The sequence below is a fragment of the Microbacterium ureisolvens genome, from assembly GCF_019511645.1.
Taxonomy (GTDB): Bacteria; Actinomycetota; Actinomycetes; order Actinomycetales; family Microbacteriaceae; genus Microbacterium; species Microbacterium ureisolvens_A.
Genome location: NZ_JAEUAX010000014.1, coordinates 1 through 22,042 on the forward strand (window position 1 = coordinate 1; position 22,042 = coordinate 22,042).

The following is a 22,042-nucleotide window of genomic DNA, read 5'->3' on the forward strand; positions in this document are numbered from 1 at the left end:
GCCCGCCCGCCCCCGGTCGCGTTCGCGTGTCGACCGGGCAGGTGCTGCCGCTCGACCGCACGATCGTGATCGGCCGGCGGCCGCGATCGACGCGCGTGAGCGGCACCGACCTGCCGCACCTCGTGGCCGTCGACAGCCCTCAGCAGGACATCTCACGCAGCCACGTCGAGCTGCGGGTCGAAGGCGAGAGCATCGTCGCGACCGACCTGCGCACCACCAACGGCACGACGCTGCTGCGGCCGGGCGCGGATCCGGTGCGCCTGCACCCGGGTGAGGGCACCGTCGTCATTCCCGGTGACGTGCTGGACCTCGGCGACGGGATCACCGTGGCGATCGAGGGGCTGTCGTGAGCCCCAAGCGCGCGCCCATGGCGCCGCCGGATCTTCCCGGCTTCACCTACGTCGACCTGCTCGGATCGGGCGGCTTCGCCGACGTGTACCTGTACGAGCAGCAGCTGCCGAAGCGCCGCGTCGCGGTCAAGGTGCTGCTCACCGATCGCATGTCGAGCGGGTCGGTCGAGGAGTTCACCGCCGAGGCGAACGTCATGGCGATGCTGTCGACGCACCCGGCGATCGTCACGATCTACCAGGCCGGCGTCGCGAAGGACGGCCGCCCCTACCTCGTGATGGAGTACTGCCCGCGCCCGAACCTGCAGGTGCGCTACCGGCGGGAGCCCTTCTCGATCGCCGAGTCGCTGCGGGTCGGCGTGCAGGTCGCGGCAGCCGTCGAGACAGCGCACCGCGCGGGCGTGCTGCACCGCGACATCAAGCCCGCGAACATCCTCGTCACCGAATACAACCGGCCGGCGCTCACCGACTTCGGCATCGCGTCGACCACGAACGCGGCGGCCGAGTCGGCGGGTCTGTCGATCCCGTGGTCGCCGCCGGAGTCGTTCGCCGACGTGCCGCGCAGCGACCCGCGCTCCGACGTGTACGCGCTCGGCGCGACGGTGTACACCCTGCTCGCCGGACGCTCGCCATTCGAGCTGCCGGGTCAGCGCAACGGGGCCGCCGAGCTCATCCACCGCATCGAGACGCTGGCGCTCCCGGCCCTCGGCCGGGCCGACGTGCCGGCGTCGCTCGAGCGCGTGCTCGAGCGCGCGATGGCCAAGGCGCCCGTCGACCGGTACGAGAGCGCCCTGGCCTTCGCCCGCGCGCTGCAGACCGTGCAGATCGAGCTGTCGCACTCGGTCACCCCGATCGACATCCTCGACGACCACGTCCTGGACGACCTCGAGGAGGACGAGGACGACGGCCTCACCCGGGTCCGGGGTGTCGTCAGCATCAACCCCGAGACGACGCCGGCGGCCGGCATGACCCGTCCGTCGGCGACGACCGCGCCCAGCCGGGCCCACACCCCGCAGTTCGACCCGCCCCTCGCCGAGACGGCGACCGTGGCCCGCCAGGCGCCCGCGGCCCCGGCCCCGGCGTACGCGTCGGCGTACGAGCAGACGGTCCGCCGCGATCCGGTCGGCCTGCCGGTGTCGCTCGACGAGACGATCGTCCGCCCTCCCGCGTTCGACGCACCCCCTCCGGAGCCGGAGACGGATGCTGCGCCCCCGCGTCGCCGTCGCACCGGACTCTGGATCGGGCTCGGCGCCGCCGCCCTCGCGATCGTCGCGGTCATCGTGGGGGTGTCGCTGCCCGGCATGCTGTCGGGCACCGCCCAGGAGCCTCCCACGCCGACGGAGTCGTCGAAGCCGCAGGACCCTCTCTCGACGGTCATCCCCGCTGTCACCGACGTCGTCGGAACGCCGGTCGAGGGCGGCGTGAAGTTCACGTGGACGAATCCCGACCCGCAGGACGGCGACCACTACCTCGTCACGGCTGTATCGGTGAGCGACAGCGACCCCGCACCGGAGTCTGTCGACGTCGCCGAGATCGTGGTGCCGGCGGCAGCCTCGGGACCGACCTGCGTCGACGTGGAGCTGGTGCGCGCGAACGGGCAATTCCAGAACGCGCCCACCCGGGGGTGCTCGCCGTGACATCCGCACAGGTCGACGAGCTCAGGATCGAGTTCGCGGGCGAGGAGTTCTCGGTCGCGCCCGGCGCGGTCTTCACGGTGGGCCGCGAGGGCGACCTAGCGATCGACGACAACCTGTTCCTGCACCGCAACTTCCTCACGATCCAGAACCTCGAGGGTATGTGGCTCCTCTCGAACGTGGGCTCGCGGCTGTCGGCGACGGTCACCGACTCCGGCGGACGCGTGCAGGCCTGGCTCGCACCGGGCGCGCGGCTGCCGGTCGTGTTCGCCGCGACATCCGTCATCTTCAGTGCAGGCCCCACGACGTACGAGCTCACGATCCACGCGGCCGAGCCGACCTTCCGCGACACGCAGCCGCCCGCCGACGACGACGGCCTGTCGACGATCGGCGAAGTGCCGCTGACGCACAGTCAGCGCGTGATGATCCTCGCGCTCGCCGAGCCCGTGCTGCGCCGTGAGGGCACCGGCATGAGCGAGCTGCCGACCTCGGCGCAGGCTGCCGAGCGCCTCGGCTGGACGCTCACGCGTTTCAACCGCAAGCTCGACAACGTCTGCGACAAGCTCGACCGCGCGGGCGTGCCCGGGATGCGGGGCGGGGTGCGCTCGTACGCGACCAATCGCCGGGTGCGGCTCGTCGAGCACGCGATCGCGGCACGCCTCGTCACCCGCGACGACCTTCCCCTCCTGGACGTGGAACGCGAAAGCTCGCTCGCCGGCGCGAGCGCGTCCGCGGAGGACGACGCGTGAAGGGGGTGTCGCGTCAGCGGCCGGCGTCGTAGAGGTGGCGGCCGCCGTGGCTGACGACCTTCACCACCACACCTCGGCGGTGCAGCTCCGTGACGGTGCGGGTCTCCTCATCGATGTCGCGACCGAGCGCGTGCACGTTGGCCACGACGAGCACGTCGCCGCGGACGAGTGTGCCGAACAGACGGACGAGCCGCTCCTCCCAGGACTCGAGGGTCTCGGGAGCCGGGTGACGGAAGCCTTCGATCGGCACGCCGAAGCGCGCGAGGTCGCTGCGCTGCTCGACCACGGAAGGCATGTCGTCGCGCGCGATCACGAGCCCGACGAGGCGTGATCCGGCGGGCTGGGCGAGCCACCAGTTGCGGTTCTGCTGCAGCTCGGTGAAGCACTTGGGGCACTCCGCCGCCTGGTGCGGCAGATGCAGCGGCGCGGTGTCGGCCGCGACCGAGCCCGCAGCCGGAGCCGCGTGCGTGTGCGCGGCATCCGGCGTCTTCGTCGTCTCGCTCATGTGAGGCCCCCTCGCTCACGTCCATTGTCCCCCACGCCGGTGACGCGCGGCGACGCGGTGCCCCCCCCCGCGACGAGTGCTGCACTTTTCTGCGTCGCGGCACGCCGCGGGTGCAGAAAACTGCCGCGGTCGCGGCAGGACCGCGCTCAGTCGTCTTCGTCGTCCAGCCGCAGCTCGAGGCTCAGCTGGTCGGCGTCGAGCTCGGCCAGGGCGTGGCGCAGAGCGGGTGTGCTGTACTCGCCGCCCGACGACAGCTCGTTCAGGCGCCCGCGCATCGCCTCGATCATCGCGAGCCGGAGCTCGAGGAGGTCGCCGGTCGGCAGGCCGTCGGCGTCGTCCGGCGGGTCGACCATGCGGCTGCCGACAAGGGAGACGAGGTCCTCGGCGAACGGCGAGCCGTCGCGCCGGCGCAGCGAGGGATCCGACAGCGCACCGATCGCGGCGTCGCGCAGCTCGTCGTCGAGCGCAGACTGCTCCGCCTTGTCGAGGCTGTCGTCACCGGACTTCCCGATCCGCAGCGCCGTGACCAGCCACGGCAGCGTGAAGCCCTGCAGCATGAGGCTTCCGACGGCCACCGCGAACGCGATGAAGACGAGCAGGGCGCGGTCGTCGGTGACGTCGCTCGAGATCGTCTGCGCCGCGGCGAGCGTCACCACGCCGCGCATGCCGGCCCACACGATGATGACGCCGTGCTTCCAGCCGAGCGGCGAGGCCTGGTAGTAATCGAGGTCGCTGAGCGCCCGCGACACACGCGCCCGCATCGACGAGAGCCGCCGTTGCGCGCGCGGGTCGTCGAACGACACCCCGCCGCGTCGGCCGCGGTAGCGCGGATCCGGCACGGCCGAACCTTCGGCGATCTGGTCGAGTCGCGTGTTCATCGCCTCGAGACGGGTGCGCTGCCGCCCGCGGGCGCGCCGGCTCTGCAGCCACACCAGCAGCGAGACGTATGCCGCGCGCGAGGCGATGATGATCGCCAGCGCTCCGAGCGCGATTGCGAGGCCGGTGCCGAGGCCGTTGTGCTGCTCCACGTTCTGCGTCACGATGTCGCGCAGCTCGAGGCCCATGATGAGGAAGACGGCGCCCTCGAGCACGAGCTCGATCGTGCGCCAGTTGTGCTCGTCGGATCGGCGCTGCTCCGGTGTGAACCACCGGGCCGCGCCCTGGCCGGTCACGATCCCCGCCACGACCGCCGCGACGAGGCCGGATCCGCCCAGCTCCTCGGTGGGGATGTACGCGATGAACGGCACGACGAAGCCGATCGCGGTGTTCGCCGCCGAGTTCTTGATGAGTGCGCGCAGCCGCAGGTTCAGCCAGCCCACCACCGCACCGACCACCACCGCGACCACGACGCCCCACGCGAACTCCGGGATGAACCCGAACCCGACGCGGGTGTCGCCGCTGACGCTGGTCGCGATTGCCACCGAGGCGATCATCGTGCGCAGGAGCACCAGCGCCGTCGCATCGTTGAGCAGGCTCTCGCCCTCGAGCATCGTCACCACTCGGCGCGATACGCCGAGGCGCTTGACGATCGAGGTGGCCACCGCATCCGTGGGACTGAGGATCGCCCCGAGCGCCACCGCTATCGCGGGATGGATGCCGGGGATGACGGCGATGAAGAAGAGCCCGAGCAGCACCGAGCTGATGATGACGAGCAGGAACGACAGCCCCGCGATGGGGCCGAAGTCGCGGCGGAACTCGATGGCGGGCAGCGCGACGGCCGCCGAATAGAGCAGGGGCGGCAGCACCCCCACCAGGATGAACTCCGGGTCGATCTCGGGGATCTCGACGAACGGCAAGAGGCTCACCGCACCGCCGACCAGCACGAGGATCAGCGGCCCGGCGATCCCGAGCCTCGGGGCGACCGCCGTGGCGAGCGCGATGACCACGATCGCGATGATGACGACGATCAGGGCTTCCACGGTCCAGAGCTTATTGCGGGCGCGCTGCGCGGCTTCGGATCGCCCCTCTTGTTCCTGCGTCGATCAAGCGGGCGTGGCCGTGAGATCGGCGATGCAGGAACGGACCGGCGGCTACAGCACGCCCAGCGACCGCACCGCGTCACGCTCGGCGACGAGTTCGTCGACGGATGCTGCGACCCGCGCGCGTGCGCGATCGTCGAGGTGGAGTCCCTCGACGACGCGATATCCGTCGTCATGGCCGCGCGAGGTCACCGGGAAGGAGCACACGAGGCCCTCGGGAACTCCGTACTCGCCCCGTGAGACGACCGCCGCCGAGGTCATGCCGCGGCGGGTGCCGAGCTGCTCGTCGCGCACGTGGTCGATCGCGGCGTTCGCGGCGGAAGCCACCGACGACGAGCCGCGCACGTCGATGATCTCCGCCCCGCGCTTCGCCACGCGCGGGATGAAGACGTCATCCAGCCATGCCGTCGCCGCCGCTTCGCCGCCGAGGCGCTCGGCCAGCGCCTCGAGCACCGTCATCCCGTCCGGCAGGATCGCGTGCGAGACGTCGGGGAACTGCGTCGCCGAGTGGTTGCCCCAGATCACGACGTCTGCGATATCGCCGGCGGCGACATCGAGCGCCTCTGCGAGCTGGCCGACGGCACGGTTGTGGTCGAGGCGCGTGAGGGCCGTGAACCGCTCGGACGGGATGTCGCCAGAGGCGGATGCCGCGGCGATGAGCGCGTTCGTGTTCGCGGGGTTCCCGACCACGACCACGCGCACGGCGTCGTCCGCCACCGCGCCGATCGCCTTGCCCTGCGGCCCGAAGATGCCCGCGTTCGCCGCGAGCAGGTCGCCCCGTTCCATGCCGGCGGACCGCGGGCGAGCGCCGACGAGCATCGCGATGCGGGTGCCGTTGAAGGCGGCGAGCGGGTCGTCGGTGACGTCGACGCCGGCGAGCAGCGGGAACGCGCAGTCCTGCAGTTCGAGCGCCGCGCCCTCGGCCGCACGCATGCCCTGCGGGATCTCGAGCAGCCGCAGCCGAATCGGACGATCGGGGCCGAGCATGTCTCCCGCCGCAATGCGGAACATGAGGGCGTAGCCGATCTGGCCGCCGCCGCCGGTGATGGTCACGGTCGTGGGTTCGCTCGACATGCTCTGAGCGTAGCCCGGCGCATTGTACTCATTCCTGCCGATTCGGGAATGGTTCCTGCTGTGGATCGGACTGTCGGGGTACCGTGACGGCATGACGTTCAATGAGAACGCCAACGTCGGGGGGAACACGGCGCGGCGTCGAGGCGGTGGCATAGCGGTGGCGGGCGGCGGAATCGCCGGCCTGGGGGCGATCGCGGTCATCCTGTTCCAGCTCTTCACCGGGCAGGACCTGTCGAGCGTCATCCCCTCGCAGCCGCAGGTGGCATCGGGCGAGGAGTCCGAGATCCAGCAGTGCGAGACCGGGGCCGACGCCAACGCGCGCGACGACTGCCGACTGGCCGCGGGCAGTCTCGTGCTCGACCAGTACTGGGAGACGCAGGTGCAGGGCTACAGCAAGCCGCAGCTGATCGTCGTCGACCAGCAGACGCAGTCCGCCTGCGGCACGGCGTCCAACCAGACCGGTCCGTTCTACTGCCCGCCCGAGCAGACGGTCTACATCGACCCGACGTTCTTCGGGCTCCTCCGCCAGCAGTTCGACGCATCGGCGGGCGAGCTCGCGCAGTTGTACGTCCTCGCCCACGAGTACGGCCATCACGTTCAGAACCTCATCGGCGTCATGGACGACCACCCGAACAACGGCGCCGGCCCCGACAGCAACGGCGTGAGGACCGAGCTGCAGGCGGACTGCTTCGCGGGCGCCTGGGTGGGCGACATGACCGAGCAGCGCGACGAGAACGGCGTACCGTATCTGAAGGAGCCCACGCAGCAGCAGATCGCCGACGCGATCAACGCGGCCGGCGCCGTGGGCGACGACCACATCCAGCAGGAGTCCGGGGGCTTCGTGAACCCCGAGTCCTGGACCCACGGCTCCAGCGAACAGCGCCAGCGCTGGTTCGAGACCGGCTACCAGAATGGGCCCGAGGCGTGCGACACCTTCGCCGTCCCAGGGGGAAGCCTGTGAACGAACACCTCGACGACATCCTCTATCCGCCCATCGAGCCCTACGACACCGGCACGCTCATCGCCGGCGAGGGCAACCGCATCGCGTACGAGCAGAGCGGAAACCCCGAGGGTAAGCCGGTGGTGTTCCTGCACGGCGGGCCGGGTGCCGCCACGTCGCCCTGGCACCGCCGCTTCTTCGACCCCGAGCGGTACCGCATCATCCTGCTCGACCAGCGCGGGTGCGGACGCTCCACCCCGCACGCGAGCGAGCCCGATGCCGACCTGCGTCACAACACGACGTGGCACCTCGTCGCCGACATCGAGCTGCTGCGCAAGAACCTCGGGATCGAGAAGTGGCAGGTCTTCGGCGGCTCGTGGGGGAGCGCGCTCGCCCTCGCCTATGCCGAGTCCCACCCGCAGGCCGTCACCGAGATCGTGCTGCGTGGGATCTTCACGCTGCGGCGCCACGAGCTGGAGTGGTTCTACGAGGGGGGCGCAGCATCCATCGTCCCGGATCTGTGGGAGGACTTCATCGCCCCGATCCCGATCCTCGAGCGCTCGCAGCTCATGGAGGCGTATCACCGACGGCTCGCCGACCCGGACCCCGCCGTGCACGTGCCGGCCGCTGTCGCGTGGTCGCGCTGGGAAGCCGCGAATCTCACGCTGCTCCCCGACGCCGAGCTGATCGAGGCGATGACCGAGCCGCGCGCGGCCGTCGCGTTCGCCCGCATCGAGAACCACTACTTCCTGCACGGCGGCTGGTTCGAGCCCGAGCAGCTGATCGCGAACGTGGGTCGGATCCGCAGCATTCCCGCCGTCATCGTGCAGGGCCGCTACGACGTCTGCACCCCCGCCATGACCGCGTGGGACCTGCATCGCGCGTGGCCCGAGGCCGACTTCGTCATGATCCCGGATGCTGCGCACGCGGCGTCCGAGCCGGGTATCGCAGCCGCCCTGCGCGCGGCGACCGACCGCTTCGCGCAGGCGCCCGCCGAGCAGTCCCACGCCGGGGCCGTCGACGAGCCCGCAGCCGACGGCGCCGAGCCGGAGGCCGACCCCGACCCCGGGCCCGTGCCCGCAGCCGACGGCGCCGAGCCGGAGGCCGACGCCGAGCCCGACCCCGAGGCCGAGTTCCGCTCCGAGGGCGCGAGTGATCCAAAGGATCCGCCGGCCATGGAGCCGGAGCTTCGCCGTGAGCGCAACGGCAAGCGATCCACGAAGCGCAAGGACACCGCCGACCTCTGACCGGGGAACGCCCAGCCGCCACTGGTAGGGTGGATAACCTTGCAGCGCTCCGATGCGCTTCTCGCGTCGTAGAACGCTTCCCTCGCCGGCACCCGGACCCCGATCCGAAGAACCGCGCTGACATCTTTCGTACGGCGACCCGCGGGCGAGATACGCCCCGGTTACCGACAGGGCACCCGCGTGCCCGGAGAACTCCCCTCATGACCGAAACCACGTTCGGCGCGCTCGGCGTGCCGCAGCCCCTCGTCGACGCGCTCGCCGCGAACGGCAAGACCACCGCGTTCCCGATCCAGGTCGACACGCTCCCCGACACGCTCGCCGGCCGCGACGTGCTCGGCCGCGGCAAGACCGGGTCGGGCAAGACCCTCGCGTTCTCGATCCCGATGGCCGCGCGCCTGGGCGGCAAGCTGGCCGGCGGCAACCGCCGCAAGGGCCGGCCGCTCGGCCTCGTCCTGGCGCCGACGCGCGAGCTCGCGACGCAGATCGACGCGACGCTCGCCCCGCTCGCCAAGGCCTACGGGCTCACCACGACGACCATCTTCGGCGGCGTGAACCAGAACCGTCAGGTGAACGCGCTGAACGCGGGCGTCGACATCGTCGTCGCCTGCCCCGGCCGCCTCGAGGACCTCATGAAGCAGGGCTTCGTGCACCTCGACGCGGTCGAGATCACCGTCATCGACGAGGCCGACCACATGGCCGACCTCGGGTTCCTCCCGGGTGTCACGCGCATCCTCAACGCGACGCCGGCCGGCGGCCAGCGCCTGCTGTTCAGCGCGACCCTCGACAACGGGGTCGACAAGCTCGTGAACCGCTTCCTGCAGAACGAGGTGCTGCACTCGGTCGACGAGGCGCACTCGCCCGTCGCCGCCATGACGCACCACGTCTTCACGCTCGCCGACGCCGACGCCAAGAAGGACGTCGTCAAGGCCCTCGCCTCCGGCATGGGCCGCCGCATCCTGTTCATGCGCACCAAGCACCAGGCCAAGAAGCTCGCGAAGCAGCTCACCGGCCAGGGGATCCCCGCCGTCGACCTGCACGGCAACCTCTCGCAGGCGGCCCGCGATCGCAACCTCGCCGCGTTCTCGTCGGGCGCCGTCAAGGTGCTCGTGGCGACGGATGTCGCGGCCCGCGGCGTGCACGTCGACGACGTCGAGCTCGTCATCCACGTCGACCCGCCGATGGAGCACAAGGCCTACCTGCACCGCTCCGGCCGCACCGCTCGCGCGGGAGCGGAGGGTGCCGTGGTCACCCTCGTCCTGCCCGAGCAGAAGCGCGACGTGTCACAGCTCCTGCGCAAGGCCGCCATCTCTGTCGAGCCCGTCGCCGTGACCGCGACCTCGCCCGAGGTCGTCGAGCTCGTCGGCCAGGTCGCCCCGTACGTCAAGCCCGTCCCCGTGGCCGAGACGCCGCGCGGCACCAGCCAGGGCGCGAACGCGCAGCGCAAGCGCGCAGCCCGTGAGGCGCGGGAGACGGATGCTGCGTCCGGCCCCCGCTCGGGCGGCTCGGGCTCGGGCGGCGGTCGCCGCCGTCGCGGCTCCGGGTCGGGCGGCACGTCCCAGGGCGCCGCTGCCGGCGCGGGGCGTCAGCAGGGCGCTAGCGGCCAGCGTCGCGATGCCGCCACCGCGCACGACAAGGCCTCGCACCAGCGTCACGACCAGAGCGCCGGTCACGCCCGCTCGGCTCAGCCTGCGGGCAACCCCCGCACGCCGGGCCGTCGCGCCTCGTCGGGCGGCACCGGCAAGCTCATGGTCGGCTCGGTCGTCCGACCCAACGGCACCAACCGCCGCGGCGGCCGCTGACTTCCAGCTCGATCACGAACCCCCTCCACCCTCACCGGGAGGAGGGGGTTCGTCGTCTCCTCCTGTGGTTTGGGGCGCGCCGCGCACATTCGGGGCGCACGCCGCGCGCCCCGAACGTGCGGAGTGCGCCCCAATCCGGGGAAAGGCGACGCGAAAAGCTCAGACGTGGCGGCCGAGGATGAGGTCGGCGGCGACCTCGCCGATGACGATCGCCGGCGCGTTCGTGTGGCCGCGGATCACCGTGGGCATGATGGAGGCGTCGGCCACACGCAGGCCGCTGACGCCGCGGACGCGGAGCTCCGGGTCGACGACGGAGGCAGCATCCGTCCCCATCCGTGCCGTGCCGACGGGGTGGTAGAGCGTGTGCGAGTAGCGGCGCAGCGACAGCTCGGCGCGCTCGGCCGGGGTCATGCGCTCGCCGCCCTCGGGCTGCACCCATCCGCCCGTGGTGAGCGCGCGCAGCGCGTCGGTGTCGATGAGGCGCTCGCACTCCGCGAGGCCCGCGAGCATCGTCTCGGCGTCCACACCGTCGGCATCGGACAGGTAGGCGGGGTCGATGAGCGGCGGCATCGTCGGGTCGGCCGACGCGAGCCGGATCGTGCCCCGGCTGCGGGGGCGGAGCAGGATCGCACCCACCGTGAGCCCGTGCGCCGGCGTGGGCACCAGGCCCTCGCCGACGTACGGCACCGGGGCGAAGATGATCTCGATGTCGGGGAGCCCCGCGGGGGCACCCGTGCGTTCGGCGACCTCGGTGCGCACGAACCCGTACGCCTCGGCCACGTTGGAGGTGAGCATCCCCTTCTGCGCCGTCAGGTACCTCGCGAGCTCGGCGGGCTTCTCGGCGTCGTACAGCGTGCCGGCGTTCGCCGCCGGAGCGAGTCCCGCGACGAGGTGGTCCTGCAGGTTCGCGCCGACGCCCGGTGCATCCACCACCACGTCGATGCCGTGCTCGGACAGGTGCTCCGCCGGGCCGATGCCGCTCAGCATGAGCAGCTGGGGAGTGTTCACCGCTCCGCCCGACAGCACGACCTCCCGCCGTGCGTGCATGTGCCGGGTGATGCCGTCGATCTCGACGTACACGCCGGCGGCGCGCGGGGCCCCGCCCTCGCCGGCCTCGAACGTCACCCGCCGGGCGAGGGCCCCCGTCACGACGCGCAGGTTGCGCCGCCGCTTCGCAGGTCGCAGGTACGCGTCGGCGGTCGAGACACGGGCGCCGCGGTGCTCGCTCACCATCGTCTGCGAGAAGCCCTGGCCGGTCGGCAGATTCGGAGGGGTGACGGGATGCCCCGCCTCCCGCGCCGCGTCCAGGAACGCAGCCGTGTGCGGCCGCGGGTCGCGCTGGTGCTCGACCGCCTGCGGACCGCCCGTGCCCTGCGTCACATCTGCGGGATCGGACGTGCGCTCCACACGCCGGAAGTAGGGGACCAGCGCGTCCCACGACCACGTCGGGCCCGCAGCATCCGCCCACTCGTCGTAGTCGGCGGCGAAGCCCCGCACCCACATCATCGCGTTGAGCGACGACGACCCGCCCAGCGTCTTGCCGCGCGGCCAGTACACGGTGCGGCCCTCGAGGCCGGGCTGGGGAACCGTGTCGTAGTTCCAGTCGTACGCGCCGCGGAACAGCTTCGAGAAGGCAGCGGGCACGTGCAGCTCGAGCGCCTTGTCGGGACCGCCCGCCTCGAGAAGCAGCACCGAGACCCGGGCGTCCTCGCTCAGCCGTGCCGCGAGCGCCGCCCCCGCGGAGCCCGCGCCGACGACGATGTAGTCGGCCTCGAGTCCGTCCCTGCCGAAATCGGCGGTCACGCCTGCATGGCTTTGGTCAGCGTCTTCACGAGCCCCGGGAGCCTGCCGTCGACGAGGTACCGCGTGAGTCCGGCGCAGACCTCGGCGCCGGTGCGCGAACTCACGAACCACGGCGGCGTCGGGAGGATGGTGAAGACACCGCCCTTTCCGACCGAGCGCGGGAAGGGGCGGAACGGACCACGCGCCACCGACCGCTCGACGCGGTCGAGCAGCAGCGCGTTGTGCACGACGCCGATGCCGCTCGACACGTCGGCGAGCGTCGCCCCCGGGAAGCCGCCCCACGTGAGGCGGGCGGTGAGGAAGTTGAAGGCCGTCCACGTGTTGATCGCGATGTCGCCGTAGCGGAGGTCGGCCATCGCGCGTTCGAACCCGTCGCCGAGCGCCTTCTCGGTGACGGGGTCGATCAGGACGTTGGCGCCGAGCGTCCCAGTGAGCCTGTCGTTGGCGTGGGCGACCGCCGCGTCGAGGAACTCCTGTCCGGTGCCGGCCACCTCGACGACCCCGAGGATCGGCGCGAAGTACTCGATCGTCTCGACGGGGTCGGCGTCCCCCTCGCCGATCTCGACGATCGCGCGGGTGCGGTCGGCGCTCCAGACCGCGCCGGGATAGGCGGATGCTGCGGCCTCCAGCCGCTCGTCGGCCCGGGGGTACCAGACCGGGCGCTCGGGGGCCGCGGCGTACGCCGTGTGCAGCTCGCGGAGGAAGTCCGCGCGCTGCGGCCAGTCGGAGCTCACGATCACGACCTGGCCCGCGATGCAGTTGTGTCCGGCGTTCACGAGCCGCATCGTCGCCACGTGCTCCGCCTGGTACTTCAGGTCTGCCGCTGTCCAGCGGCCCGGCACCACGATGATCGGCGAGACGCCGCCCAGCTCCGCCGTGATCGGCACCTGCAGCTTCGGAGTGCCGGATTCGCGTGCGGACGCAGCATCCCCATCGGTTGCTGAGTCTGGCGCAGCACCCCAGACGATCGCGTCGAACGTCTGCGCCGACCCTGTGATGTGCACGTGGGCGAACCGTGGGTGCGAGGTGAGATACGCGCCGGTCGCGGCGCCGCCGCGCACGATGCGCACGAAGCCGGGTTCGATGAGCGGGGCCAGCGCGCGCTCGAACACCGGGAGGAGGGAATCCTGCGTGGGGTTAACCTTCAGCAGGGCCACGCGGTTGTGCGCGAACAGCTCGTACAGCACATCGGCGACGGGGATCGAAGTGACGTTCCCCGCGCCGAGCACCAGCCCGACGCCGCCCGACTCGGTGGGGGTCAGCTGGGCGAGGCCCGCGGCGCGGGTCGCTTCGACCGCGGAGACGCCCGGCTCGAACCACACCTCGCCGGTGAAGCCCGACAGCAGGAACTTCTCGGTGCCGTTCACAGGGTAGGTGTGGGCGCGCAGACGCCCGCCCGGCGCCTCGTCCAACACGATGCCGTCGAGCGGGCTGCGTCCCTGCGCGAGCGCCTCGAGCGTTTCACGCAGCGCGTCGAGCAGTCCGATGACGGCATAGGGCCCGCCGAGCCATTCCTCCCCCGACAGTGGATGCCCGGGCTCCAGGCCCTTCGACATCGTCGCGGTGTCGGCCCACTCCTGGGCCACCGCGCCGACGGCATCGCGGACGCGGCCGAGCAGGCGCGCCCGCTGGTCGAGCGTCAGTGCGACCCACACCTTGGCGCCCGCTTCGAGCCGATCGACGTCGACGTCGAGCGCCGCACGCTCGTCGGCCGGAAGGGCGGAGGCGGCAGCATCCTCGACCGGCTTGTCGGCGCGCGGCTTCGCAGGGGCCTTCGCCGGGGTCGACGAGGTGGGTGCCATGCTGCTCTCCTTCGAACTCGCTTCCCGGGACCGGCTCGGGCGAGTGTGTCACGGGGCATCCTATGCCACCCCGCTCGGCACTCGATGTCAGCATTCGTGCGACCCGATGTCAGGCCGTCGGGCACCGGTCCGCCGTCATGCGTGGTCGACGTCGTCGCGGCGCAGCGGGTACCGCGAAAGCGTGAGAAGGCTCACGCCGATCAGCACGGCGGGCGCGAGGCTGAAGCTCACGACGATGCCGGTGATCGCGGCATCCGGCTGTTCCACGACCTGCGTGCCCGTGGACGAGACGTATCCGGTGACTGTCAGGATCACCGCCAGCGTCGTCGCGCCGAGCGCGAAGCCCACGGTCTCGCCGGCCGTCCAGACGCCGCTGAACGAACCGGCCCGGCCGGCGCCGTGCGTGCGCTCGTCGTGCGAGATGACGTCGGGGAGCATCGCCATCGGCAGCGACTGCATGCCCGCGTACGCGATGCCGGCGACGCCGACGGGCACGTAGATCCAGTCGCCGGGCGCCCACAGCATGCCGAGGATCGACAGCGCGGCGACCGCGAACACGATGCTCGCGATCGTGAAGGCGCGCTCCTTGCCGATGCGGCGCGCGAGGGCACCCCACGCCGGGGCGGCGAGCAGCGCCGGCGCGATGAGTGCGACGAACAGCAGCTCGACCGCAGCCTGCGAGTGCAGCACCCACGTCGCGACGTACTGCGCACCCGCGAGCATGAGACCCGTGGCGAGGGCCTGCAGCACGAAGGTGGCGAGCAGCATCCGAAATGGCCGGCTCCGCGTGAGCGCGCGGAGTCCTTCCGCGAAGTGCTCCCGGATGCCTGCCGCCGCCTGATCCGTCGATCCCCCTTCCGGCGAGAGTTCTCCCGGTCGCCGGAAGGCTGGTTCGTTCCCCACCTCTTGCCGGCCGGCTGCGCTCCCGCGGATCGGCTGACGGGTGGCGGATGCTGCGCGCCTCGCGACACCCGTGGCAACCAGCATCCCGATCCCGATCACGACGCCGCACACCACGCCCATCACGAGGTACTGGACGAACGGGTCCTCCGACACGCGCCGCAGTGCCGGACCCCCGGCGCCGAACAGCAGGATCGCGAGGGTCAGCACCACCACGCGCCACGTCAGCAGGCGCGTGCGCTCGTCATAGCGCGGCGTGAGCTCGGCCGGAAGCGCGATGTAGGGGACCTGGAAGAGGCTGAACGCGGTCGCCGTGAGCGTGAACGCGACGAGCACCCAGATGCCCGCGACCACCGGCCCGAGCGAGGGGGGCACCGCGAACGTCAGCGCGAACAGCACCGGCAGCGCGAGCGCACCGAGCAGCATCAGGCGCCGCCGGCTGCCGTGGCGGGCGAGGTCGCGGTCGGTGAGCGCCCCGATGACCGGGTCGATGACGACGTCCCACACTTTCGCGACCGTGATGACGGCCCCGGCCGCCAGCGCCGCGACCCCGAGCGAGTCGGTGAGGTAGTAGGTCAGCACCAGCCCGGGCAGCGTCGCGAACCCACCGGTGCCGAGCGAGCCTGTCGCGTAGCGCGCGATGGTGCCGCGCGAGAGCCGGGCGGAGGAGACGGATGCCGGAACACCCGCCGCCGGCGGAGCCTCATTGCTCATCGCGCCAGTGTAGGTCTTGTCGCGACCATGCCCGTGTCGTCGCGACCATGCCCGTGCCGTCGCGACCATGCCGGGCATGCTCGCGGTGAAAGGGGCATGGTCGGCGCAGAAGCGGCAGGGGCGGGGGAAGGCACCGCCGATCCCGCGATCAGGACTCGGCGCGCACCGCGGCCTCGACCGCCCGCAAGCCCGCCAAGGTCTCTGCGAACGACGTCGACAGCGGGGAGAGGCCGATGCGGAGGCCGCCGGGGTCGCGGTAGTCGGGGATGACGTCCTGTGTCCACAGTCGCGCGGTCACCCTGCGCATCGACGGATGCGACAGCGTCACGTGACCGCCGCGCTCGGCGGGATCCCGGGGCGACGCCACGGTGACCCCGAGCGGTGCGAGCAGCTGGTCGGCCACGCGTACGGCGAACTCCGTGAGTGCGATCGACTTGGCGCGCACGGCGTCGATCCCGACCTCCTCGAGCAGGGCGAGCGTGTCCTGCATCGCGAGCATGCCCACGATCGGAGGTGTGCCCGACAGGAAGCGCCGCATGCCGTCGGCCGGGCGGTACGACGGCCCCATCGCGAAGACGTCAGCCGTGCCCATCCACCCCTGGATGGGCTGAGCCAGCCGATCCTGCAGCCGCGACGCGACGTACGCGAACGCGGGCGAGCCCGGGCCCCCGTTGAGGTACTTGTACGTGCAGCCGACCGCGACGTCGAAGTCCCACGCATCCGCCTCGACCGGCACCGACCCGGCCGAGTGGCAGAGGTCCCACACGATGAGCGCGCCGGCGTCGTGGGCGATGCGGGTGAGGGTCGCGGCATCCGTCAGATATCCCGATCGGTACGCGACGTGCGACAGCAGCACGACCGCCGTCTCGGGCCCGACCGCCTCGCTCAGTGCCGAGGCGGACACCCCGCCCGCGAGGTCAACGTCCACCCAGCGCACGCGGCCGCCGCGCTCGGCGGCGATGCCCTCGACGAGGTAGCGGTCGGTGGGGAAGTTGTCGCGATCCACGACGATCTCGACGCGCGCCGGATCCGCGGCGACGGCGGCGTCGAACGCCGCCCGCACCAGCTTGTACAGCAGCACCGTGGTGGAGTCGCCGATGACGGTCTGACCGGGGGCGGCGCCGATCGCCGTGCGGCCGACGGCGTCGCCGATCTCGAACGGCAGCTGCATCCAGGACTCGTCCCAGCCTCTGATCAGCCGCCCGCCCCATTCGTCGCGGGCAAACGCGGCGAGGCGCTCGACGCTCGCGCGCAGCGGACGACCGAGCGAGTTGCCGTCGAAGTAGACGAGCGAGGTCTCGGCTCCGACGAACGCGTCGCGGTGGCTGCGGAGGGGGTCGCTGCTGTCGAGAATGGATGCCTCGTCCTCGAGCGGCTCGGTCACCACCGACTCGGCGGGATCAGTGGTCGTCATGGATGAGCTCCTCGGTGGGGACCACGGTCGCGCCGCGCAGCCACTCGGCCACCTCGTCGAGGTGCGTCGGCGGCGGCCCCGGGATGAAGGTCGAGACACCCGAGGGCCGCTCGGCCAGCGGCCACGGGTCGGCCAGCGCCGCGATCAGCGCAGCACCGCGCACACCGGCGCGATCCAGCGCGGCGATCTCGTCGGGATTCACGCCCACCGGCTGCGCGCCGTTGCCCAGGTCGGTGCCGTAGAGCACCCGCCCGCCTGCGGCCGCGAAGCCCGCGAGGTTCACGCGGGCGAACTCGGCGGCCTCATCCCCGGCCTGGTGGATCGCGAGCGTCGAGATCCATACCTGCCCGGCTTTGACCGCGTGGGCGGTGAAGGTCCGGCCGACGAACTCGGTGAACGGTGTGTGGGCGAAGCCGTCGACCCCCGCATCGAGGGCGAGCTGCGGCATCCCGTCGCCCTCCGCATGCGCGACGACGGGCAGCCCGCGCTCGCGCGCGACCTCGACGATCGCGGACAGCGCCGCCGCGTCGAGCACCGGTCCCGCCACGCTGTTGAGGGACGCCTTGATGACGGATGCCCCGAACGACGCCTGCTCGTCGACCGCGGTCGCCGCGCCGCCGGCGACGCCGGGGTGGGTCGACGGGTCGGCGATCTCGCGGGCGATCTCGGCCGGCGCCCAGGAACGCCCGACCGGATAGCCGCCGACCGCGGTCAGGAACGCGCCGGCATATGCCACACGCGGAATGCCGTGGTTCTCGCGTCGGGCCAGCGCCACCGGATCACCGCCGAGATCGACGACGCCTGCGATGCCGCCCGCGGCCAGCCCGCTCTCGTCGATGAGATGCAGGTGCACGTGGTGATCGGTGAACGGGGGCAGCGAGACGCCGTGCTCGCCGGTGATGGCTCGGTGGCAGAGGGCGGCATCCGGTCCGAGGAGTCCGCGCAGGGCGTCGGGATCGTGCGACATCACAGCTCCGTCCGCACGGCATACAGCTCGGGGAAGAAGGTGAGATCCAGCGCCCGCTGCAGGAAGGGCACGCCGCTCGAGCCGCCGGTGCCGGTCTTGAAGCCGATGATCCGCTCGACCGTCTTGAGATGGCGGAAGCGCCACAGCTGGAAGTTGTCCTCGAGATCGACGAGCTCTTCGCACGTCTCGTAGGCCGCCCAGTGCGCCTCGGGGTCGCGGTAGATCTCGGTGAACACCGGCACGAGCTCCGGTGCGTAGGTCCACGATTGCGTCACATCCCGCTCGAGCACCTCGGCCGGGATCGCGTAGCCGGCGCGGGCGAGCAGCCCGAGGAATTCGTCGTAGAGGCTCGGGGCCTCGAGCGCCGCGCTGACGAGCGCGTGCGCGGCGGGGTCGGACGTGAAGACCCGCAGCATCGCGGCGTTCTTGTTGCCGAGGGTGAACTCGACCGCGCGGTACTGCGCGGACTGGAAGCCGCTGGCGTTGCCCAGCACGCCGCGGAACTGCCCGTACTCGGCGGGGGTGAGGGTCGCGAGCACCGACCACTGCTCGGTGAGGGTCTTCTGGATGTGCTTGACGCGCGCGATGCACTTCAGGGCGGGCGCCAGCTGATCCTCGCGCAGCAGCCGGCACGCGGCGCCCAGCTCGTGCAGCACGAGCTTCAGCCACAGCTCCGTGGTCTGGTGCTGCACGATGAACAGCAGCTCATCATGATGCTCCTGCTTGCCGCCGCTGCCGCTGAGCGGCCGCTGGGCCGACAGCAGGGTCGCCAGATCGAGGTAGCCGCCGTAGCTCATGCGGTCCTCGAAGTCGGTGACGACGGATCCCTCGATCGCCCGGGTATTGCGTTCGACGCTCACGGCCTCAGCCTAATTCGGACGGATGCCGCGGCGTCAGGCCCGCGGGTGAACCCGGGGTCGATCCGCGCAGCCTCAGATGAGGGAGAGCTCGCGCAGCTTGGCCTCGACGTCGGCGTTCGACGGCTCGACGTGGTGCGAGGCGTCCGGGTACACGACCACCGGGATGTTGGTGCGCCCCGAGATGTCGCGGGCGACGTCCGCCGCGGCGGGGTCGGCGACGAGGTCGACGTAGGTGTACGAGATGCCCAGCTCGTCGAGCTGCTTCTTGGTGCGGATGCAGTCGCGGCACCAGTCGGCGCCGAACATCGTGAGGGAGGAGGGGGAGGATGCCGGGGAGGTCACCCTTCCATTCTCGGGGATGGATCCTGGGTGGGGGCCGTGCCCGCTTCGGAGCGCGTGCCGTGCGTTGACCGAGGGTCTCACCTGCGTCCCCTGAACTCGGAGCCGGCGACGCACCGCCGCGTGGGAGGATAGCCCGCGATGCAGTTGTCGATCGTGGTTCCGACGTACAACGAGGCTCCGAACATCGCGGAGCTCGTCCGGCGTGTCACCGCCGCGGTCCACAACCGTCTCGACGCCGAGATCATCTTCGTCGACGACAGCACCGACGCCACCCCCGAGGTCATTCGCGAGGTCGCCGCATCCGCTTCCCTGCCGGTCCGGCTGATCCATCGTGATCGTCCCGTCGGGGGCCTCGGCGGGGCCGTGATGGAGGGTTTCGGGGCGGCCGAGACGGACGCGTGTCTCGTCATGGACGCCGATCTGCAGCATCCGCCCGAGGAGATCCCGGAGCTCTGGCACCGCTACTCGCGCGGCGACGTGGATCTCGTGATCGCGTCCCGTTACGCCGGCGGCGGCACCGCCGGCGGGCTCGCCGACCGCACCCGCGTGATGGTGTCGAAGGGGTCGACCGCGGTGACGCGTGCGATGTTCCCCATCCGGCTCAAGGACGTCTCCGACCCGATGACCGGGTTCTTCCTCATCGACCGGCGCACGATCGACTCCGAGCAGATGCGCCCGCGCGGCTTCAAGATCCTGCTCGAGATCCTCGCGCGCCGGCCCATGCGCGTGGCGGAGATCCCGTTCGACTTCGCCGACCGTCACGCGGGCGAGTCCAAGGCGTCGGTGCGGCAGGGCCTGCATTTCCTCACGCAGCTGACCGCCCTGCGGTTCGGCAAGATGTCGCTGTTCGCCGTGATCGGCGGGCTGGGCGCCGTCGCGAACGTCGCGATCGTCTGGGCGCTCACGTACTGGGGAGTGGATTACATCGTCGCCGCGATCGTCGCCGCCGAGGTCACGATCATCGGCAACTTCCTGCTCCAGGAGCGCTTCGTCTTCCAGGACATGCGCGAGAACGCGTCGGGTGTCTGGCTGCGCTTCGCGAAGTCGTTCAGCTTCAACAACGCAGAGGCCGTGATCCGCATCCCCATCGTCGCGATGATGGTCTCGACCGGACACATCTCGGCGGTCGTGGCGACGGCGATCACGCTGGTGGTCGCGTTCTTCCTGCGTTTCCTCTTCCACTCGCTCGTCGTCTACGCGCCCCGCAAGGCGAACGTCGAGCCGAGCCCCGCCCGGCGCTTCGTCGAGGAGCTGGACCACGAGGCCATGCAGCCCGGGGAGCTCTAGTCGACGGATGCGTCGGCCCGCGGCATCCGTTTCCGCAGGCTCGCTGCGGTCAGGCGTTCGCGATGAGGCCCTCGGCGAGCGCTTCATCGCGCGGGTGCGACGCCGCCATCACTTCGAGCGCATGCCGCAGTGCGCTCGAGGACGTGTGCACCGTGTAGGGGAAGTAGACGACCTCGACGCCGACCGCCGCGAACTCCCGCTCGAGTCGCGCCCCCTTCTCTGTGCCGCGCCAGTCGTCGCCCTTGAAGAAGTGCGTGAAATGCAGCTGCCGCCACGTCTCGAGCTTGTCGGGGACGTCCTCGATGTGGACATCGTCGACGTACGTGATGCTCCGGACGATCTCGACGCGCTCCGCCGTCGGGATGACGGGTTCGACGTGCTTCGTGAGGCGGAGCATCTCGTCGCTGACGACGCCGGCGATCAGGAAGTCGCAATTCTCCTTCGCGTGTCGAAGGATGTTCAGGTGTCCGACATGAAACAGGTCGAATGCCCCAGCGGCGTAGCCGATGCGTACAGCCATGATTCCCCCATGTGAATCCCTCGGTGTCCCACACACCGGGTCTGTTGGCGGCACCTTACAGCAGTCCCGACCGCTCGGACAGAGGGGGAGCGTCCCCACGGTGCGCTCGGGAGCGATGTGCGAGGGTCCGGGCTATCGGGTGACAAGCGGGTCGAGCAGCGCGCCGACCGCGGCTGCGATGGCCTGGTAGCCGGCTGCGTTGGGGTGCAGGCCGTCCTCTGAAACGAGGTCGGGTCGTCCGAAGAGCGGCTGACCGGCATCCAGGAAGACGACCTCGTGGTCGAGGGCCGCCGTCTGGATAGCGCGGGTGAACTCCGCGGGATCGGACGGTGGCGGATCGTCGTCGAACCACGGGCTGATCGCGAAGATCTCGGCGTGAGGGTAGCGAGTGCGCAGCTCGCCGAACAACGCGTCGGCGGCCGCTGCGATGTCGGCCGTCGGCAGCCCGAAGTCGTTGCGGCCTCCGGAGACGACGATGTAGGTCGGCGAGCCGACGATCTCGTCGATCGCTTCTCCGTAGCGTCCGCAGTACGCCCGCCCGCAGCCATTCACGTCGGACGTTCGGACGTACCCCGTTCCCCCGAGGCCCAGGTTCTCGACATCCCAGCCGTGCACCTGCCCGATCAGGGCGGGCCATTGCACACCGCCACCTCCCACGCCCTGCGTGTACGAGTCGCCGATGAAGACGGCGAGCGGCATCGGCGCCGGAATGGTCGGAGTGGAGGCGTCGCTGGGAGCCGTGTACCGGGGAGCCTTCCCACCCGCGGACGAAGCGCTGCCCAGGAAGACGGCGAGCGTGATGCCCGCAACGGCGACGAGCACGATCGCCCAGAGCGGCATGCCGCCGATGTCTCTACGGAGCATTCGCATGGTCGTCCCCAGCAGACAGACCCGGCCTGGTTCGGGTCCCCGGCCGACGAGGCAATGCTAGCGACAAGCGGCCGAGATGTCTCGGGTCACGCCGTGTTGCACACTCCCGATTCCTGAGAATCGTCTAACATACCCGCCCTCGATTAGGAGAGGGAATCGGTCTCCGGCTAACGTGACCTGATCGTTAGGAACACCGTGCGCCGATGGGGGTCGTCGCACGGCCTGGCCGAACACTCGCAACAAGGACATGACTGACTCGTGACACATTCCCATATCGAAAAACTCCCCA

General features: G+C 71.1%; 18 protein-coding genes and 1 pseudogene. 7 read left to right on the forward strand and 12 right to left on the reverse strand.

Annotation, left to right across the window (positions count from 1 at the left end; genetic code table 11):
- From JNB61_RS17750 to JNB61_RS17760, 3 genes are all read left to right on the forward strand, one after another.
- Positions 1-350, forward strand: a 350-nt coding sequence (locus JNB61_RS17750) for an FHA domain-containing protein (protein WP_220340494.1), incomplete at its 5' end; no start/stop codon positions are given.
- The gene (locus tag JNB61_RS17755; RefSeq protein ID WP_220340495.1) at positions 347-1,984 is read left to right on the forward strand and encodes a serine/threonine-protein kinase; all 1,638 of its coding nucleotides are present in this window, start codon (positions 347-349) and stop codon (positions 1,982-1,984) included. The genes JNB61_RS17750 and JNB61_RS17755, both read left to right, overlap by 4 nt.
- Positions 1,972-2,730 (forward strand): hypothetical protein, encoded by a 759-nt coding sequence (locus tag JNB61_RS17760; protein ID WP_220340496.1) that lies wholly within the window; start codon positions 1,972-1,974, stop codon positions 2,728-2,730. The genes JNB61_RS17755 and JNB61_RS17760 overlap by 13 nt, the downstream gene beginning before the upstream one ends.
- A 13-nt stretch (positions 2,731-2,743) precedes the next feature.
- On the opposite strand, the gene JNB61_RS17765 is transcribed toward JNB61_RS17760, so the two are convergent.
- From JNB61_RS17765 to JNB61_RS17775, 3 genes are all read right to left on the reverse strand, one after another.
- On the reverse strand, positions 2,744-3,235 hold the full coding sequence (locus JNB61_RS17765) for a recombinase family protein (protein WP_223214948.1): 492 nt from the start codon (positions 3,233-3,235) through the stop codon (positions 2,744-2,746).
- Positions 3,236-3,381: 146 nt separating this feature from the next.
- Complete coding sequence (locus JNB61_RS17770; protein WP_220340497.1) at positions 3,382-5,154, reverse strand: cation:proton antiporter; 1,773 nt, start codon at positions 5,152-5,154, stop codon at positions 3,382-3,384.
- A 111-nt stretch (positions 5,155-5,265) separates the two neighbouring features.
- Complete coding sequence (locus tag JNB61_RS17775; protein WP_220290264.1) at positions 5,266-6,288, reverse strand: malate dehydrogenase; 1,023 nt, start codon at positions 6,286-6,288, stop codon at positions 5,266-5,268.
- Between the two features lie 91 nt (positions 6,289-6,379).
- On the opposite strand from JNB61_RS17775, the gene ypfJ reads away from it, so the two are divergent.
- From ypfJ to JNB61_RS17790, 3 genes and pseudogenes are all read left to right on the forward strand, one after another.
- Positions 6,380-7,249, forward strand: a complete 870-nt coding sequence (gene ypfJ / locus JNB61_RS17780; protein WP_220340498.1) for a KPN_02809 family neutral zinc metallopeptidase — start codon at positions 6,380-6,382, stop codon at positions 7,247-7,249.
- A pseudogene (pip, locus tag JNB61_RS17785) lies at positions 7,246-8,211 on the forward strand (prolyl aminopeptidase); the annotation flags it as partial. The gene ypfJ and the pseudogene pip, both read left to right, overlap by 4 nt.
- A 464-nt stretch (positions 8,212-8,675) precedes the next feature.
- On the forward strand, positions 8,676-10,274 hold the full coding sequence (locus tag JNB61_RS17790; RefSeq protein WP_220340499.1) for a DEAD/DEAH box helicase: 1,599 nt from the start codon (positions 8,676-8,678) through the stop codon (positions 10,272-10,274).
- A 159-nt stretch (positions 10,275-10,433) separates the two neighbouring features.
- Here the strand turns inward: JNB61_RS17790 and JNB61_RS17795 are convergent, their stop codons facing one another.
- From JNB61_RS17795 to JNB61_RS17825, 7 genes are all read right to left on the reverse strand, one after another.
- On the reverse strand, positions 10,434-12,077 hold the full coding sequence (locus JNB61_RS17795; RefSeq protein ID WP_220340500.1) for a GMC family oxidoreductase: 1,644 nt from the start codon (positions 12,075-12,077) through the stop codon (positions 10,434-10,436).
- The gene (locus JNB61_RS17800) at positions 12,074-13,879 is read right to left on the reverse strand and encodes an aldehyde dehydrogenase family protein (RefSeq protein ID WP_220340501.1); all 1,806 of its coding nucleotides are present in this window, start codon (positions 13,877-13,879) and stop codon (positions 12,074-12,076) included. Before JNB61_RS17800 ends, JNB61_RS17795 begins: the two co-directional genes overlap by 4 nt.
- Positions 13,880-14,014: 135 nt before the next feature.
- A complete protein-coding gene (locus tag JNB61_RS17805) occupies positions 14,015-15,493 on the reverse strand; it encodes an MFS transporter (protein ID WP_220340502.1) in 1,479 nt (492 codons plus the stop codon).
- 148 nt (positions 15,494-15,641) lie between these two features.
- A complete protein-coding gene (locus tag JNB61_RS17810; protein ID WP_220340503.1) occupies positions 15,642-16,907 on the reverse strand; it encodes a kynureninase in 1,266 nt (421 codons plus the stop codon).
- On the reverse strand, positions 16,894-17,874 hold the full coding sequence (locus tag JNB61_RS17815) for a hypothetical protein (protein WP_220340504.1): 981 nt from the start codon (positions 17,872-17,874) through the stop codon (positions 16,894-16,896). Before JNB61_RS17815 ends, JNB61_RS17810 begins: the two co-directional genes overlap by 14 nt.
- Entirely contained in the window at positions 17,874-18,734 is an 861-nt protein-coding gene (kynA, locus tag JNB61_RS17820; protein WP_220290248.1) for a tryptophan 2,3-dioxygenase, read from the reverse strand. The genes JNB61_RS17815 and kynA overlap by 1 nt, the downstream gene beginning before the upstream one ends.
- 72 nt (positions 18,735-18,806) lie before the next feature.
- A complete protein-coding gene (locus JNB61_RS17825) occupies positions 18,807-19,040 on the reverse strand; it encodes a glutaredoxin domain-containing protein (protein ID WP_159849066.1) in 234 nt (77 codons plus the stop codon).
- A gap of 174 nt (positions 19,041-19,214) precedes the next feature.
- Between JNB61_RS17825 and JNB61_RS17830 the strand changes: the two genes are divergently transcribed.
- Positions 19,215-20,363 (forward strand): glycosyltransferase, encoded by a 1,149-nt coding sequence (locus tag JNB61_RS17830; RefSeq protein ID WP_220340505.1) that lies wholly within the window; start codon positions 19,215-19,217, stop codon positions 20,361-20,363.
- A gap of 49 nt (positions 20,364-20,412) precedes the next feature.
- Here the strand turns inward: JNB61_RS17830 and JNB61_RS17835 are convergent, their stop codons facing one another.
- Entirely contained in the window at positions 20,413-20,883 is a 471-nt protein-coding gene (locus JNB61_RS17835) for an adenylyltransferase/cytidyltransferase family protein (RefSeq protein WP_159847584.1), read from the reverse strand.
- A 132-nt stretch (positions 20,884-21,015) separates the two neighbouring features.
- Positions 21,016-21,747, reverse strand: coding sequence for an SGNH/GDSL hydrolase family protein (locus JNB61_RS17840; RefSeq protein WP_220340506.1), 732 nt, complete (start codon positions 21,745-21,747; stop codon positions 21,016-21,018).
- Positions 21,748-22,042 lie beyond the last annotated feature (295 nt).